At 69.9% G+C, this 13,826-nt stretch carries 12 protein-coding genes; 9 read left to right on the forward strand and 3 right to left on the reverse strand.

Annotated elements, in window-relative coordinates:
• The first annotated feature begins 542 nt into the window (after positions 1-542).
• From ACFWAR_RS04270 to ACFWAR_RS04290, 5 genes are all read left to right on the forward strand, one after another.
• Positions 543-1,193, forward strand: a complete 651-nt coding sequence (locus tag ACFWAR_RS04270; protein WP_385772875.1) for a hypothetical protein — start codon at positions 543-545, stop codon at positions 1,191-1,193.
• Positions 1,194-1,253: 60 nt separating this feature from the next.
• On the forward strand, positions 1,254-3,926 hold the full coding sequence (locus ACFWAR_RS04275) for a Helicase associated domain protein (protein ID WP_385772877.1): 2,673 nt from the start codon (positions 1,254-1,256) through the stop codon (positions 3,924-3,926).
• 1,271 nt (positions 3,927-5,197) lie between these two features.
• Positions 5,198-6,076, forward strand: coding sequence for a CPBP family intramembrane glutamic endopeptidase (locus tag ACFWAR_RS04280; RefSeq protein WP_385772879.1), 879 nt, complete (start codon positions 5,198-5,200; stop codon positions 6,074-6,076).
• 26 nt (positions 6,077-6,102) lie between these two features.
• The gene (locus ACFWAR_RS04285; RefSeq protein ID WP_385772881.1) at positions 6,103-7,329 is read left to right on the forward strand and encodes a sensor histidine kinase; all 1,227 of its coding nucleotides are present in this window, start codon (positions 6,103-6,105) and stop codon (positions 7,327-7,329) included.
• A 5-nt stretch (positions 7,330-7,334) separates the two neighbouring features.
• Positions 7,335-8,033 carry a response regulator gene (locus ACFWAR_RS04290; RefSeq protein WP_385772883.1) on the forward strand — a complete coding sequence of 233 codons (699 nt, stop codon included), beginning with the start codon at positions 7,335-7,337 and terminating at the stop codon, positions 8,031-8,033.
• Positions 8,034-8,072: 39 nt separating this feature from the next.
• Here the strand turns inward: ACFWAR_RS04290 and ACFWAR_RS04295 are convergent, their stop codons facing one another.
• A complete protein-coding gene (locus tag ACFWAR_RS04295) occupies positions 8,073-9,446 on the reverse strand; it encodes an NAD(P)-binding domain-containing protein (protein ID WP_385772884.1) in 1,374 nt (457 codons plus the stop codon).
• Positions 9,447-9,697: 251 nt separating this feature from the next.
• Between ACFWAR_RS04295 and arsM the strand changes: the two genes are divergently transcribed.
• The 3 genes from arsM to ACFWAR_RS04310 all read left to right on the forward strand — a co-directional run bounded on the left by arsM (position 9,698) and on the right by ACFWAR_RS04310 (position 11,556).
• Entirely contained in the window at positions 9,698-10,570 is an 873-nt protein-coding gene (arsM, locus tag ACFWAR_RS04300; RefSeq protein WP_385772886.1) for an arsenite methyltransferase, read from the forward strand.
• Positions 10,571-10,687: 117 nt separating this feature from the next.
• Positions 10,688-11,062 (forward strand): ArsR/SmtB family transcription factor, encoded by a 375-nt coding sequence (locus ACFWAR_RS04305; protein WP_385772888.1) that lies wholly within the window; start codon positions 10,688-10,690, stop codon positions 11,060-11,062.
• Entirely contained in the window at positions 11,059-11,556 is a 498-nt protein-coding gene (locus ACFWAR_RS04310) for a GNAT family N-acetyltransferase (RefSeq protein ID WP_385772890.1), read from the forward strand. Before ACFWAR_RS04305 ends, ACFWAR_RS04310 begins: the two co-directional genes overlap by 4 nt.
• Before the next feature lie 269 nt (positions 11,557-11,825).
• Here the strand turns inward: ACFWAR_RS04310 and arsB are convergent, their stop codons facing one another.
• Both arsB and ACFWAR_RS04320 read right to left on the reverse strand, forming a co-directional pair.
• Positions 11,826-12,917, reverse strand: coding sequence for an ACR3 family arsenite efflux transporter (gene arsB, locus ACFWAR_RS04315; RefSeq protein ID WP_385772892.1), 1,092 nt, complete (start codon positions 12,915-12,917; stop codon positions 11,826-11,828).
• Complete coding sequence (locus tag ACFWAR_RS04320; RefSeq protein WP_266967092.1) at positions 12,914-13,222, reverse strand: helix-turn-helix transcriptional regulator; 309 nt, start codon at positions 13,220-13,222, stop codon at positions 12,914-12,916. The genes arsB and ACFWAR_RS04320 overlap by 4 nt, the downstream gene beginning before the upstream one ends.
• A gap of 99 nt (positions 13,223-13,321) precedes the next feature.
• Between ACFWAR_RS04320 and ACFWAR_RS04325 the strand changes: the two genes are divergently transcribed.
• Positions 13,322-13,741, forward strand: coding sequence for an arsenate reductase ArsC (locus tag ACFWAR_RS04325; protein WP_385772895.1), 420 nt, complete (start codon positions 13,322-13,324; stop codon positions 13,739-13,741).
• Positions 13,742-13,826: the final 85 nt, after the last annotated feature.

A 13,826-nucleotide genomic window follows, 5' to 3' on the forward strand; every position in this document is an offset into this window, starting at 1 on the left:
CGGCGGAGCTCGGCTTCGCCGAGCCAGAGCCGGCCCTTCGGGCCGGAGTCCTGCGCCTTCGCTACGGACTGACGCTGCGCGCTTTGGAGTGGAACACCTCCGCTGCGCTCCGGACCGAACGCCCTCGCTGCGCTCGGCCGGGGCCCTTCTGGCCCACTCTCCGCTTCGCTCCGAGTCGTGGCCGGCCCTTCGGGCCGGAGTCCTGCGCTGCGTTCCGGACCGCCTCCCGGTTCCGCTGCGCTCCACCGGGAGGGGCCCGCTCTGCGGGCCACGGGACCCCAGGCGCTGCACGAAGGTGACTCCATTTCACGGGACCTGGGCCTAGCGGCCTGTCGGTGGGTCCGCTTCGCTCCCCCACCCTCAAGGGACCTTGCGGCTCCGCCTTCAGGTCCTGAACCCGCTTCGCGGGTTTGCCCGCTACATGAAGAGTGGGTTGATGTGGGGCTTCAGTGTAACGCGAAGAGGAGAGATGATGCACATGTAGCATTGGTAAAAATGAAGGACATTTGGAGGGTCGTCAACCTCCGACAGGAGCAGTCAGAATGTCGATCAATAAGGGAATCCCTGAAGGCATCACACGCGACGCCAAATATTTCATCAGTGCCCACGGGCACTGGACCGGCCGAGCCGACCTGGAGCAGTATCGGGCTCGATGGGTAGAGGACGGAATCCCTGGCGATCAGATCGACCGCGTGGTCGCCTACGAGGCGGTCTGGGGTGGACTCGCCCTTCCTCCTTCTCCCCACTACGACGGCGGCCCGCGGACCCTGAGCGGGGACGTACCTGAAGGACCAGCACCGGACTGGCACTTCGGAGCAGGCGACCAGCGCACCGCCCTGCCCTACGCGTTCATGATCGGGCCCAATGGGGAGTTCGGTCTCCATGCAGGCACTTGGGCGCCGCTGCACGCTAGCGTCGAGGGGTGGGTGGAAGCCCTGGCGCTGGCCGACCGTGCCCGCAGGTGCGCACGCACCACCACAACGGTGACAGGCGACGAGGTGGACGGTCTTGATCTCCGCGGGTTCGAGCCTGTGCCGGAAGTCGCCGGCCTCGCAGACACCTGGTGGCGCGGCACTGACTCCCTCATCGCCGTCTACCGCGGTGAAGCCGCCGTCATGCGCGCACCACAATGCCGCACCGCCACCATCTACGCAGGACTCGACGAATGGGGGCTCAAAGGACTCAGTACGTAGCGGAAACCCCGCGACCGCTGTTCCGGGTGAACATCCGCCGTAGAGAAGACGGGACCAAAAATGCAGAGAGTCTCACTCAGGGAACACCAGGTGGACGCGAATGCGCGAATCCGCAAGTGGGTGGGATTCCCTGCGCGCAACATGGTGCCCGCTGCAGGTGCCCGTGCCACCGTCGTGTCAGCGACCGGGTCCGGGAAGACGATCACCGCCGCCTCCGCCGCCCTGGACTGCTTCCCCGGCGGCCGGCTCCTCGTCACGGTGCCCACCCTCGACCTCCTCGTGCAGACCGCGCAGGCATGGCGGCGGGTCGGTCACCGGTGCCCGATGGTCGCCGTGTGCTCGCTGGAGAAGGACGCCGTCCTGGAGCAGCTCGGCGTACGCGCCACGACGAACCCGATCCAGCTCGCCCTGTGGGCCGGCAGCGGGCCCGTCGTCGTCTTCGCCACGTACGCCTCCCTCGTCGACCGCGAAGGACCCGACGGCCCACTGGGCCAACGGAGGGTGCGCGGGCCCCTGGAGGCCGCTCTGGCGGGCGGGGAGCGGCTGTACGGGCAGACCATGGTTCCCTTCGACCTCGCCGTAGTGGATGAAGCACACGGGACCGCCGGGGATCTCGGTCGGCCCTGGGCCGCCATCCACGACAACACCCGGATCCCGGCCGCCTTCCGGATGTACCTGACCGCCACCCCGCGCATCCTTGCCGCGGCCCGCCCGCAAAAGGGCAAGGACGGGGAGGAGCTCGACCTCGCCTCCATGGCCTCCGACCCGGCGGGTACGTACGGCGAGTGGATCTACGAGCTTGGGCTGAGCGAGGCCATCGAGCGTGAGGTCCTCGCCGGTTTCGAGATCGACGTCCTGGAGATCCGCGACCCCTCCCCCGTGCTCGGGCTGTCAGAGGAGGCTCTGCGGGGCCGCCGGCTCGCGCTCCTGCAGACCGCCCTCCTGGAGCACGCGGCCACGTACAACCTCCGCACCGTGATGACGTTCCACCAGCGGGTCGAGGAAGCGCAGGCCTTCGCTGAGAAGCTGCCCGAGACCGCCTCCGAGCTGTACGTCACCGATACATCCGACGCCGACCTGGCGGAGGCGAAGAGCCTGCCGAAGTCGTCGATCGAGGCAGAGTTCTACGAGCTGGAGGCCGGCCGCCACGTACCGCCGAACCGGGTCTGGTCGGCGTGGCTGTGCGGCGACCACCTCGTCTCCGAGCGCCGCGAGGTAATCAGGCAGTTCGCCAACGGCATCGATGCAGCCGGCCACCGCATGCATCGCGCGTTCCTCGCCTCCGTACGCGTCCTCGGAGAAGGCGTCGACATCGTCGGCGAACGCGGAGTCGAGGCCATCTGCTTCGCCGACACCCGCGGCTCACAGGTGGAAATCGTCCAGAACATCGGCCGCGCACTACGCCCGAACCCGGACGGCACCACCAAAGTCGCCCGCATCATCGTGCCCGTATTCCTTCACCCCGGCGAAGACCCCGAGGACATGGTCGCCTCCGCGTCGTACGCGCCGCTCGTAGCCGTGCTCCAAGGGCTGCGCTCGTACTCCGACCATCTCGTCGAGCAGCTCGCCTCCCGCGCACTCTCCCGCAGCAGCCGGGACCGGCAGCCGCACCTGACGCGCGACGCAGACGGCCGCATCATCGGGGCCGGCGGCCAAGGCGGCGGCACCGGTGAGGAACAGACGGACCAGACCGAGGCCGCGGTGGAGTCCGCTCTGCTTCACTTCTCCAGCCCACGCGACACCGCGACCATCGCCGCATTCCTGCGCACACGGGTCTACCGACCAGAATCACTGGTGTGGCTGGAAGGGTTCCAGGCCCTACGGCGGTGGCGTGCCGAGAACGGCATCACGGGGCTGCACGCCGTCCCGTACGACACAGAGACCGAAGTCGGCATCACCGATACGTTCCCGCTCGGCCGGTGGGTCCACCAGCAGCGCAAAGCCCTGCGGACAGGCGATCTGGAAGACCACCGCAAGGAGCAGCTCGACGCCGAGGGGATGGTGTGGGAGCCAGGCGAGGAGGCCTGGGAGACCAAACTCGCCCAGCTCCGCTCCTACCGGCGAGCCCACGGCCACCTCGCACCGCGCCAGGACGCCGTCTGGGGCGAGGACGGCGAACAGATCGCGCTCGGGCAGCTGATGGCCAACCTTCGGCGGCCCGGCGGCCTCGGCAAGAACGAAGAGACGGCCAGAACGCGGGCCGAGCAGCTCGCCGCCATCGACCGGGACTGGAATTGCCCGTGGCCGCTGGACTGGCAGCGGCACTGCCAGGTCCTCACCGCCCTCGCCGACACCGAGGCGGGAGGCGTGCTGCCCGACATCGCCCCCGGCGTGCTCATGGACGGCGACGACCTCGGACGCTGGCTCCGACAGCAGAAGCAACCGGCCACCTGGGCGCGGCTGTCAGCCGAGCAACAGGAACGGCTCACCGAGCTCGGCGTACAACCCGACCAGACGCCCCTTCCCACGCCCACGCCGGACCGCGGGGCGAAGCGGCCGAGCAAGGCACAGCAAGCATTCCAGCGGGGGCTGGCCGCCCTCACCCAATGGGTCGAGCGCGAAGGCCCCCACCGACCCGTACCCCGCAGCCACGCTGAGGAGACGTTCGAGGGTGGGGCCGAGCCGGTCGTCGTCAAGCTCGGCGTCTGGATCTCCAACACCCGAGCCAGAAGGGACAAGCTCGACACCGAACAGGTCGAGGCGCTGCGGGAGCTCGGCATCGACTGGGCGTAGAGATGGGGTCGTCAGGGCCGCCAGCAGATGTCCCTGGCGGCGACCGGCGGGCCGCCGCTGGCCTGTCGGGCTGGTCAGACCGTGCGGCGATGTGGTCCCCGGGGTGCCGCCCGTAGCTTTGTGGCGACCGATACGGACCGAGTGCCCCCTGGCCAGGCCATTTGCGGCTGCCTGTACTTTGACCTGCGCATGTAGGTGGAATCGAGGGGGGACGACAGTCGTGGTGCAGTGGAGAAGGCGGAATGGAGAGCGGAGACCGGGGGGCTTCCTGAGAGGGTGCTCCGGGTTCGCCCTCGTCGTGGTTCTGGTAGGCGCGGGCAGTTGGTGGTTCGCCGATACGCACGGGCCGAAGGGGCCGTCTGACGCCTATCTCGACGGGGAGGCGTACGGTGTTGATCAGCAGGAGCAGGGGCATGTACCGAGGTACGGCTTCGCGGTATCCGAGGCAAAGCGGATCTGCGACACGGCAGTAACGGAGCTGGGTGTGACCGCGGAGGACGCCCGCGACTGGTCCGTCGGGTGCATCAACGGCCTGGAGGCTCCTCCTCGCTAAGTAATCACCGCCTGGTCCTGCCCGTGACGGGTCGTGGGGCGCGGCCTTCCGCCTAACGAGCTCGTGCACGGTTGGCGGTGCGACCTCGAAAGGTGCGGGTCCGGCGTGGACCGGACCAGCCGAAGGCCCCGGACCCGGCACCCAGGCCCCCGTCACCCCCGGCCGGGCCTGCGGCGCCGTCGTCGTCGTGGTTCCCTACCGCCGAGCAACGGCACCGGAACGGCGCACAGCGCGGCCGCCCCGCCTCCACAGACCACCAAGTCAGGCAGTCAACCCGTCGGGGGAGATTGCCGAGTACATGGACTCGGTTCCACGAAGGACATCCTGCACAAGGTCGGCAAGTCCAGCCCGAACGCGCTCCTGTTCGCCGCCGGTCCGCAACCCCCGGACCTCCCACCGGCACCCCATTCACCCCGTCGTCCCGCTCCACACGGTGACGTCGGGGGACGCCCGCAGCGCCGCCACCCGACCCCGCTCAGGTCGGCCGCGAAGCCCCGCACCACACCGCGGTAGACCTACCGGGCCCCCTCACGCCGGTCTCGCGCATCACCCGCTCGTACGGCCTTCCGGCCGACGCACAGCGCGAAACGGGGTGCCTGTGCATCCCCCGCCAGAGCTACACGCCATGTCCCTGCACGGGTGATCCCCGAAGGCCATCGGATTTCTACCGTGGTCCTCAGAGCGCCACCGCACGGTGCCACCGCGACAGGAGACCACCATGGACGCCACGTCCGACACCCAGCACGAGCCCGACTCCACCCCTGGACGGGCCCCCGACGAACGCAGTGGACGGCTGCGCCGGATCGTACGCTCGCCGCTCGGCTGGCTGCTGGCGGGCGTGGTCGGCGTCGGTCTGGTCTCGGCGCTGACGGCCACGGGTCCCGGCCCGGTGCCGGCGCTGGGCGCGGCGGCAGCAGTTGCCGTGTACTGGTGGGTATCGCACCGTCTGGCCGGGCGTGCCACGCCGGAGATCGCCCGGTCCGGAGCTGTTCGTGAGGCCCTGCTCGGTGGCGGGATCGGTCTGGGCTTCATCCTCGTCCCCGTCCTCCTCCTGACCGTCTTCGGGGGCTACTCCTTCTCCTGGGCCGGCCATGGGTTCTTCGGAATCCTGTGGACCACGGTGATGGTGCAGATCGGCGGGTCGGTCACCGAGGAGCTGCTCTTCCGAGGTCTCGCCCTCCAGGCCCTGGAGCAGATGTGGGGCAGCCGGGCCGCCGTCGTCATCACCTCGCTGTTCTTCGGCGTCGCCCACCTCGGCGCGGCGGAGGCCACCGTGTGGAGCGCCCTGGCGATCGCCGTGGAAGCGGGGGTCCTGCTGGGAGCGGCGTTCCTGTGGCGTCGTAGCATCTGGTTCGTCGCCGGGCTGCACTTCGCCTGGAACGCAGCGGAACAGCTGCTCGGCATACCGGTCTCCGGACACACCCCGGAAGGCTGGTTCACCCTGGATGTCCACGGCCCCGCTTTCCTGACCGGCGGTGGTTTCGGCCTGGAGGCATCGATCCTGTCCGTCCTGGTCGGCTCGGCCATCGCCTACTGGATGCTGCGCCGGGCCCGGGCCGGCGGCGGGATCAAGACCCGCAGCCGTGCTGGCCGCTGAGAGCGGTCGAATCCCCAGGAGACGAAGTGGCGATCCCTCAGACACTGTTCGGACTTCAGCTGCTGAGGGCGCCCTACGACCGGTGGCGGCGACGGAATGCCTTCGTCCAGGACTCCCTCCTCGCTCTGGCGCTCACGGCGCCGGCCTTCGTACCGAACTTCTCGCACATCGGCGGACAGATCAGCAACCTGCCCCAGCAGCCAGGCAACGCACTGGGCCTGCTGCTGGTCCTGGCGCAGGGCCTGCCACCGGCATTCCGCCGCCGATGGCCCGCGGGCGCACTGGCCATCGCCGCCGTCGCGTTCGCCACCCACCAGGCCCTGGGCTTCCCCACCACTTTCGCCAGCCTCGGCCTCTACCTGACCCTCTACTCCGCGGGCGCTCACCAGGTCCGCCACCGCCGCGAGGTGGCCCTCGCGCTGAGCGCCTGCTACGCCGTGCTGACCCTCCTTCTCAACGCTCTCGGTTCGCCCGAGGCGTTCCTCGACTTTCTCGCGTTCTATCTGTTCATGGCTGCTTTCTGGCTGGTAGGGAGGACCGTGCGCAAGCACCGGACACAAGAAGCAGAACGGCAGCGCCTGACCGCCGAAGTCGCCACGGCCACCGAAAGGGCGCGCATCGCCCGCGAACTGCACGACGTGGTCACCCACCACGTCACCGCCATGGTCATCCAGGCCGACGCCGCGCAATTCCTCCTCACCTCCGCACCCGAACGCGCCGGCGAGTCACTGACGCACGTGAGCGACACCGGACGCCGCGCTCTGACGGACCTGCGCCACCTCCTCGGCGTCCTCGAAGCGACCGGAGAGACCGCCTCGGAGCACCTCACAGCCACCGGCGACCGTTCACCGACCCTGGGGCAGGTGGGCGAACTCGTCGAGCAGACCCGCAGGGCGGGTCAGCCGGTCGACTTCACCGAACAGGGTGAGCGCCGGGCGCAGAGCGTGGAGGTCGAGCTCGCCGCCTACCGGGTCGTGCAGGAGGCACTCACCAACGCGGTCAAGTACGCGGCCGGACAGCCGACCCACGTCCAGCTGCGGCACATCGAGGAACTCACCGAGATCGCCGTGACCACCGACGGACCCCCCAACGCACCAGGGACGGAGCGGCCGTTCCCCGAGAGCGGCGGACGCGGGCTGGGCGGACTCCACACACGCGTGATCATGCTCGACGGCCACTTCGAGGCAGGCCCCCGCCCCGAAGGCGGCTTCGAGGTCCGCGCCACCATCCCCTTCCAGCCCAGGCAGGCGTGAACCCCGTGAGCACCGCACCCGACCCGATCCGCGTCCTCGTCTGCGACGACCAGGCCCTCGTCCGCACCGGCTACGTCACCATCTTCTCCGCACAGCCCGACATGGAGGTCGTCGGCGAAGCCGTCAACGGACACGAGGCCGTCGCGGCCTCGCGCCGCCTCGATCCCGACGTGGTCGTGATGGACATCCGCATGCCCCTGCTCGACGGCATCCAGGCCACCCGCCAACTCGCCGGCCCCGACATCGACGACACGAGCCCGCCGAAGATCCTGGTCGTCACCACCTTCAACGTCGACGCCTACGTCTACGACGCCCTGCGCGCCGGAGCCAGCGGCTTCCTCCTCAAGGACGCGCCCCCGACCGAGCTGGTCAACGCGATACGCACCGTGGGCCGCGGCGAAGCCCTCCTCGCACCCGCGGTGACCCGACACCTCATCGGCCACTACGCCGGACACCTGCGCCCCACCGGCAACGCCCGGCCGGCCAGGGACGACGTCGTGCGCGCGCTGACCCCCCGCGAACTCGAAGTTCTCCAGCACATCGCCGAAGGCCTCTCCAACATCGAGATCGCCACCGCGATGTACATCACCCCCGAGACCGTCAAGACCTACGTGTCCCGCATCCTCGCCAAACTCGGTCTCCGCGACCGGGTCCAGGCGGTCGTCCTCGCCCATCGCACAGGACTCGTCCCGGACACGACGTGAACGGGGCGGCCATGTCGAGCAGCCCGACCCCCAGCACGGTCAGCAGCCGCCGGAGGAGGCCGACTGGCCCGCGATGGTCAGCGTGGCGGGAGCCGCGCAGCAGCCTCCGCCGGTCTCCTCGGTGGCCGCGGGCCGCTCGTCGAAAAGGCCGGCGCCGCCGCAGACCCCGGTCTCCGGGAGGGTGAGTTCCACGCGTTCGGCGGCTTCCCGGTCGCCGGCCAGGTGGGCGGCGATGGAGCGGACCTGCTCGTAGCCGGTCATCGCGAGGAAGGTGGGGGCGCGGCCGTAGGACTTCATGCCGACGAGGTAGAGGTCCTTCTCCGGGTGGGAGAGCTCGTTCACGCCGTGGGGGTAGACGGTGCCGCAGGAGTGCTGGTTCGGGTCGATCAGCGGCGCCAGTTCGACCGGGGCCTGGAGGCGTTCGTCCAGGCCGAGGCGTAGTTCGGAGACGAAGGACAGGTCGGGGCGCAGGCCGGTGAGGACGATGACCTCGTCGACGGGGTCGAGGCGGCGGCCGTCCTCGGCGATCAGGGTCAGGCGGCCGTCGGTGTCGCGTTCGACGGCGTCGGTGCGGAACCCGGTGACGGCGTCGGCGAATCCCTCGTCGACGGCGGCCTTCGCGGCGAGGCCGAGGGCGCCGCGAGCGGGGAGCTGGTCGGCTTCGCCGCCGCCGAAGGTGGAGCCGGAGATGCCGCGGCGCAGGATCCAGGTGGCGTGTGTGCCCGCGCCGTCGTCGAACTGGGCGAGATCGGCGAGGTAGGCGAGTGCTGTGAAGGCGGAGGCGCCGGAGCCGATGACCGCGGTGCGCTTGCCCGCGTACCTGGCCCGGGTGGCGGGGTCCTTGAGGTCGGGGATCCGGTAGGAGATCTGGTCGGCGGCCGCGTGCTCGCCGAGGGCGGGCAGGCCGTCGCCGCCGATCGGAGAGGGGGTGGACCAGGTGCCGGAGGCGTCGATGACGGCGCGGGCCGGGATCCGCTCTTCGCTGCCGTCCGCGTTCACGACGCGGACGGTGAACGGCTGCTGCTCGCGGTCGGCGTCGACGATCCGGTCGCGGCCCTGACGGGAGACACCGGTCACGGTGGCGCCGTAGCGGACCTTGTCCCCGAGGACGTCGGCGAGGGGCTGGAGGTAGAGGGTGGCCCAGTCGGCGCCGGAGGGGTACGTCCTGCCGTCCGGTGCGGTCCATCCGGTGGGCGCGAGGAGCTTCTCGGCTGCCGGGTCGACGACCTCGGACCAGGTGGAGAACAACCGTACGTGGCCCCACTGGCGCACCGCGGCGCCGGCGGCGGGCCCGGTTTCCAGGACGAGGGGGTCGATGTCGCGGTCGACCAGGTGGGCAGCGGCGGCCAGGCCGGCGGGGCCGGCCCCGATCACGATGACGGGCAGGGTGGTGGAGGTGGCAGGGCTGGTCACGACGACTCCTCGATCTGTTTCGACGTTTGTCGATTTGGTGGCGCCGGATCAGCATCGCACCGGCTTCGATGTTCGTCAACATAGACAAACTTCAAATCAAACCGTTCGCGCCGAGTCGCGACAGGGCGCGTAGGTAGCCTCTGAGCTGTTTGTTTCGATATTCACCTATGTTGACGTTTGTCGATTCAGGGAGCAGGGTGGGTGCGAGGGCGCCTAGGCAGCGGTGCCCCGAGAGCTGGAGGAGTGCCGTCATGTCCGAGAACCCCGCCCCCGCCCCCGCCGCGATGCCCGCGATCTCCGGTGACGCCGAGCTGAGGGAGACGGTCCGGTTCCGGTACGCGGCGGCGGCCGTGCAGGTCGCCGAGGGCGGGAGCGCGTGTTGCGGGCCGTCGGCGATCGAGATCGACGCGAGCTTCGGCGCCGGCCTCTACGCCGACGCCGACCGTGGCGAGCTGCCCGCCGAGGCGGTCGCGGCGTCTTTGGGGTGTGGCAACCCGACCGCGGTCGCCGACCTGAACGAGGGCGATCGCGTGCTCGACCTCGGGTCGGGCGGCGGCATCGACGTCCTGCTCTCCGCACGCCGCGTCGGCCCGGCCGGGAAGGCGTACGGGCTCGACATGACCGAGGAGATGCTCGCCCTGGCGCTGGCCAACGCGGCCAAGGCCGGGGCGGGGAACGTGGAGTTCCTCAAGGGCGCCATCGAGGCCATCCCCCTACCGGCCGGGACGATCGACGTGGTGATCTCCAACTGCGTGATCAACCTGTCCACCGACAAGCCGGCCGTGTTCGCCGAGACCTTCCGCGTCCTGGTCCCGGGTGGGCGGATCGGCGTCCTGGACGTCGTCGCCGATGACGCCCTCACCCCCGCCCAGCGAGCCGAGCGCGGCGACTACGTCGGCTGCATCGCAGGCGCCCTCTCCTTCACCGAGTACCGGCAAGGGCTCGCAGCGGCCGGGTTCACCGACATCACCATCACGGCGACGCACCAGGTCGCCGACGGAATGCACTCCGCGATCATCAAGGCCGTCAAGCCCACCGACGCGCACTCCATGCCCCCTCTCATGCAGGCCGAGACCGGCTGCTGCGGCGCCACGGCGGCCGACAAGGCATCGGGCTGCTGCTGACGAAAGGTGCGCACGGGGGGGTGCCACGGCGGCTCGGGTGCCGCCCTCACGGGGGTGGGAAGGTTGGTCGGACGGCCGCACCCCCCCCGTTGTTTCGACATGTGTCAACATAGACGTATGTCGAATGCGAAGGTTCTGCCGCTCCTGGAGCCCGAGGCCGTCGCCCCGTGCTGCCCCCCGCTCAACGAGCGCCCCCTGTCCGCGGACGAGGCCGAGATCGCGGCGAAGATGTTCAAGGCGCTCGGAGACCCGGTGCGGCTGCGCCTGTTCTCCGCGGTCGCCTCCCACGAGGGCGGCGAAGCCTGCGTGTGCGACATCTCCGACGTGGGCGTCTCCCAGCCCACCGTCTCCCACCATTTGAAGAAGCTCAAAGAGGCGGGCCTGTTGTCCTCCGAGCGCCGGGGGACGTGGGTGTACTACCGGGTCGAGCCGTCCGTCCTGGCCGCGATGGGCGCCCTGCTGACCGGCCCCGCGAAGACCACGTCCGCGTGAGCGGCGTCCGGATCCGCCCGCTGCAGCCCGAGGACGCCGAGCAGGTCCTGGCGATCTACCAGGCCGGCATCGACGAGGGCAACGCGACCTTCGAGACCACCGTCCCGACCTGGGCCGACTTCGACGCGGCGAAACTGCCTGGCCACCGCTTCGGCGCCATCGGCGGCAACGGTGAACTTTTCGGCTGGGTCGCCGCCACCCGGGTCTCGGACCGCTGCGCGTACGCGGGCGTGGTCGAGCACTCCGTGTACGTCCACCCCGCCGCCCGCGGCCGAGGCATCGCCCGCGCGCTCCTGGACGCGCTGATCACCTCGACCGAGGCGGCGGGCATCTGGACGATCCAGTCCGGGATCTTCCCCGAGAACACCGCGAGCCTGGCCCTGCACCAGCGGGCCGGCTTCCGGGTCATCGGCACCCGTGAGCGCATCGGCCGTCACCACGGTGCGTGGCGCGACGTCGTCCTGCTGGAGCGGCGCAGCCCACAAGTCGACTGAGCGTCGTATGGGTGCGCACCCAACTGGCCGAGTTTATCTGGTTATCGGAGACCTATCGTTCCGCCCGACGACCCCGGGGCGATGGCCGACCGCCGCCTCAGGAACCGGGGCATGCGGCCGGAGGTCGTCGCGAGTGCACAGGTGGTGGGTCGGCTGGGCCGTGCGGAGTTTGGCGTCGCGGGCGTCGCGGGCGTCGCGGACCGGGGGTACGGCGGCGATCTGGACGCCGGAGTTCCCGCCACCGATCACCACCACGTCGGCGCGTTGCGTCATGAGGTGAGGGTGTCCTGGGTGAACTTGCGGCGCCAGGCCAGCGATACGTAGACGAGTGCGACGAGGACGGGGACCTCGATGAGGGGGCCGACGACGCCGGAGAGGGCCTGGCCGGAGGTGACGCCGAAGGTGGCGATGGCGACCGCGATGGCCAGCTCGAAGTTGTTGCCCGCCGCGGTGAAGGCGAGGGTGGCGGTGCGGTCGTAGGCGAGGCCGATCGCCTTGCCGAGCGCGAAGGTACCGAACCACATCACCGCGAAGTACACGAGCAGCGGCAGCGCGATCCGGGCGACGTCCCAGGGCCGGGAGGTGATGGTCTTGCCCTGGAGGGCGAAGAGGATGACGATCGTGAACAGCAGTCCGTACAGGGCCCAGGGGCCGATCTTCGGCAGGAACGTGGTCTCGTAGTTCTCGCGGCCCATCCTCTTCTCGCCGATGCGGCGGGTGAGGAACCCGGCCAGCAGCGGGACGCCGAGGAAGATGACGACGTTGAGGGCGATCTTCCACATGGAGATGTCGAGGTGTTCGCCGTTGCCGAGGCCGAGCCAGCCGGGCAGCAGGTCGAGGTAGAACCAGCCGAGCACGCCGAAGGCGATGACCTGGAAGACGGAGTTCAGGGCGACCAGCACGGCGGCGGCCTCCCGGTCGCCGCAGGCCAGGTCGTTCCAGATGATGACCATGGCGATGCAGCGGGCCAGGCCGACGATGATCAGGCCGGTGCGGTACTCGGGCAGGTCCGCAAGGAAGATCCAGGCGAGCGCGAACATCAGCGCCGGGCCCAGGACCCAGTTGATGACCAGCGAGGAGACCATCAGCCTGCGGTCGCCGGTGACCGCGTCGAGGTTGTCGTAGCGGACCTTCGCCAGCACCGGGTACATCATGATCAGCAGGCCGACCGCGATCGGCAGGGAGATCCCACCGATCTCCACCTTGGCGAGCGCGTCGTTCAGGCCGGGGATCAGGCGGCCCAGGCCGAGGCCGAGGCCCATGGCGAGCAGGATCCAGACCGCGAGGAAACGGTCCAGGGTGGAGAGCTTGCCGACGACCGAGGAATCCTCGGCGACGGCGGGAGCGTGGGTGGGGGTCACGGACAGGCCCTCTTGTTCTCGGCGGCGGTGCGCGCGGATGCGGCCAGGTCGGCGAACTGGCCGGCGAGCTGGGCGATGACGTCCGGGCGCAGCTTGTAGTACACGAAGCGGCCGCACGGTTCGGTCTCCACGACCCCGGCCTCTCTGAGGACCTTCATGTGGTTGGAGAGGTTGGTCTGCTTCGCGCCGGTCTCCTCCACGAGGTGGGTGAGGCAGAGCGTCTCGCGGGCGAGCAGGGTCACGATCTGAAGCCTGAGGGGGTCGGCCAGGACTCGGATCACTTCAGTGTCGACTGACGTCATCATGCACTGATACTGTCACATCAGTCAGGACTGACACTAGTCTGGGCTGACTTGTTGGATCGTGCCGCAGCCGGCCGACCCTGGTTGATGAAGGAAGAGACGATGTCCTCCACCCCGCTCGCATCCGTCCTGTTCGTCTGCATCCACAACGCGGGCCGCTCCCAGATGGCCGCCGGGTTCCTGCGCCACCTGGCCGGCGACCGCGTCGAGGTCCGCTCCGCCGGCTCGGTGCCCGGCGAGCAGATCAACCCCTCCGCCGTCGCGGCGATGGCCGAGCTCGGCATCGACATCTCCCACCAGAAGCCCAAGGTCCTCACCCCCGAGGCCGCGCAGGCATCGGACTACATCATCACCATGGGCTGCGGCGACGCCTGCCCCTACTTCCCCGGCAAGACCTACCTCGACTGGCAGCTCGAAGACCCCGCCGGCCAGGGCGTCGAGGCCGTCCGTCCCATCCGCGACGAGATCAAGAGCCTCATCGAGGGCCTGATCGCCGACATCGACGCCAAGAAGCGGGTCTGACCCGTGACCGACACCACCACCGCCGCCCTCTAGCGCCGCGGGCAGACGGCCTGCCCGCGGCGCCCGAGGCGCCGCGCCCGACTCG

This window comes from Streptomyces sp. NPDC059917 (genome assembly GCF_042730635.1).
Taxonomy (GTDB): domain Bacteria; phylum Actinomycetota; class Actinomycetes; order Streptomycetales; family Streptomycetaceae; genus Streptomyces.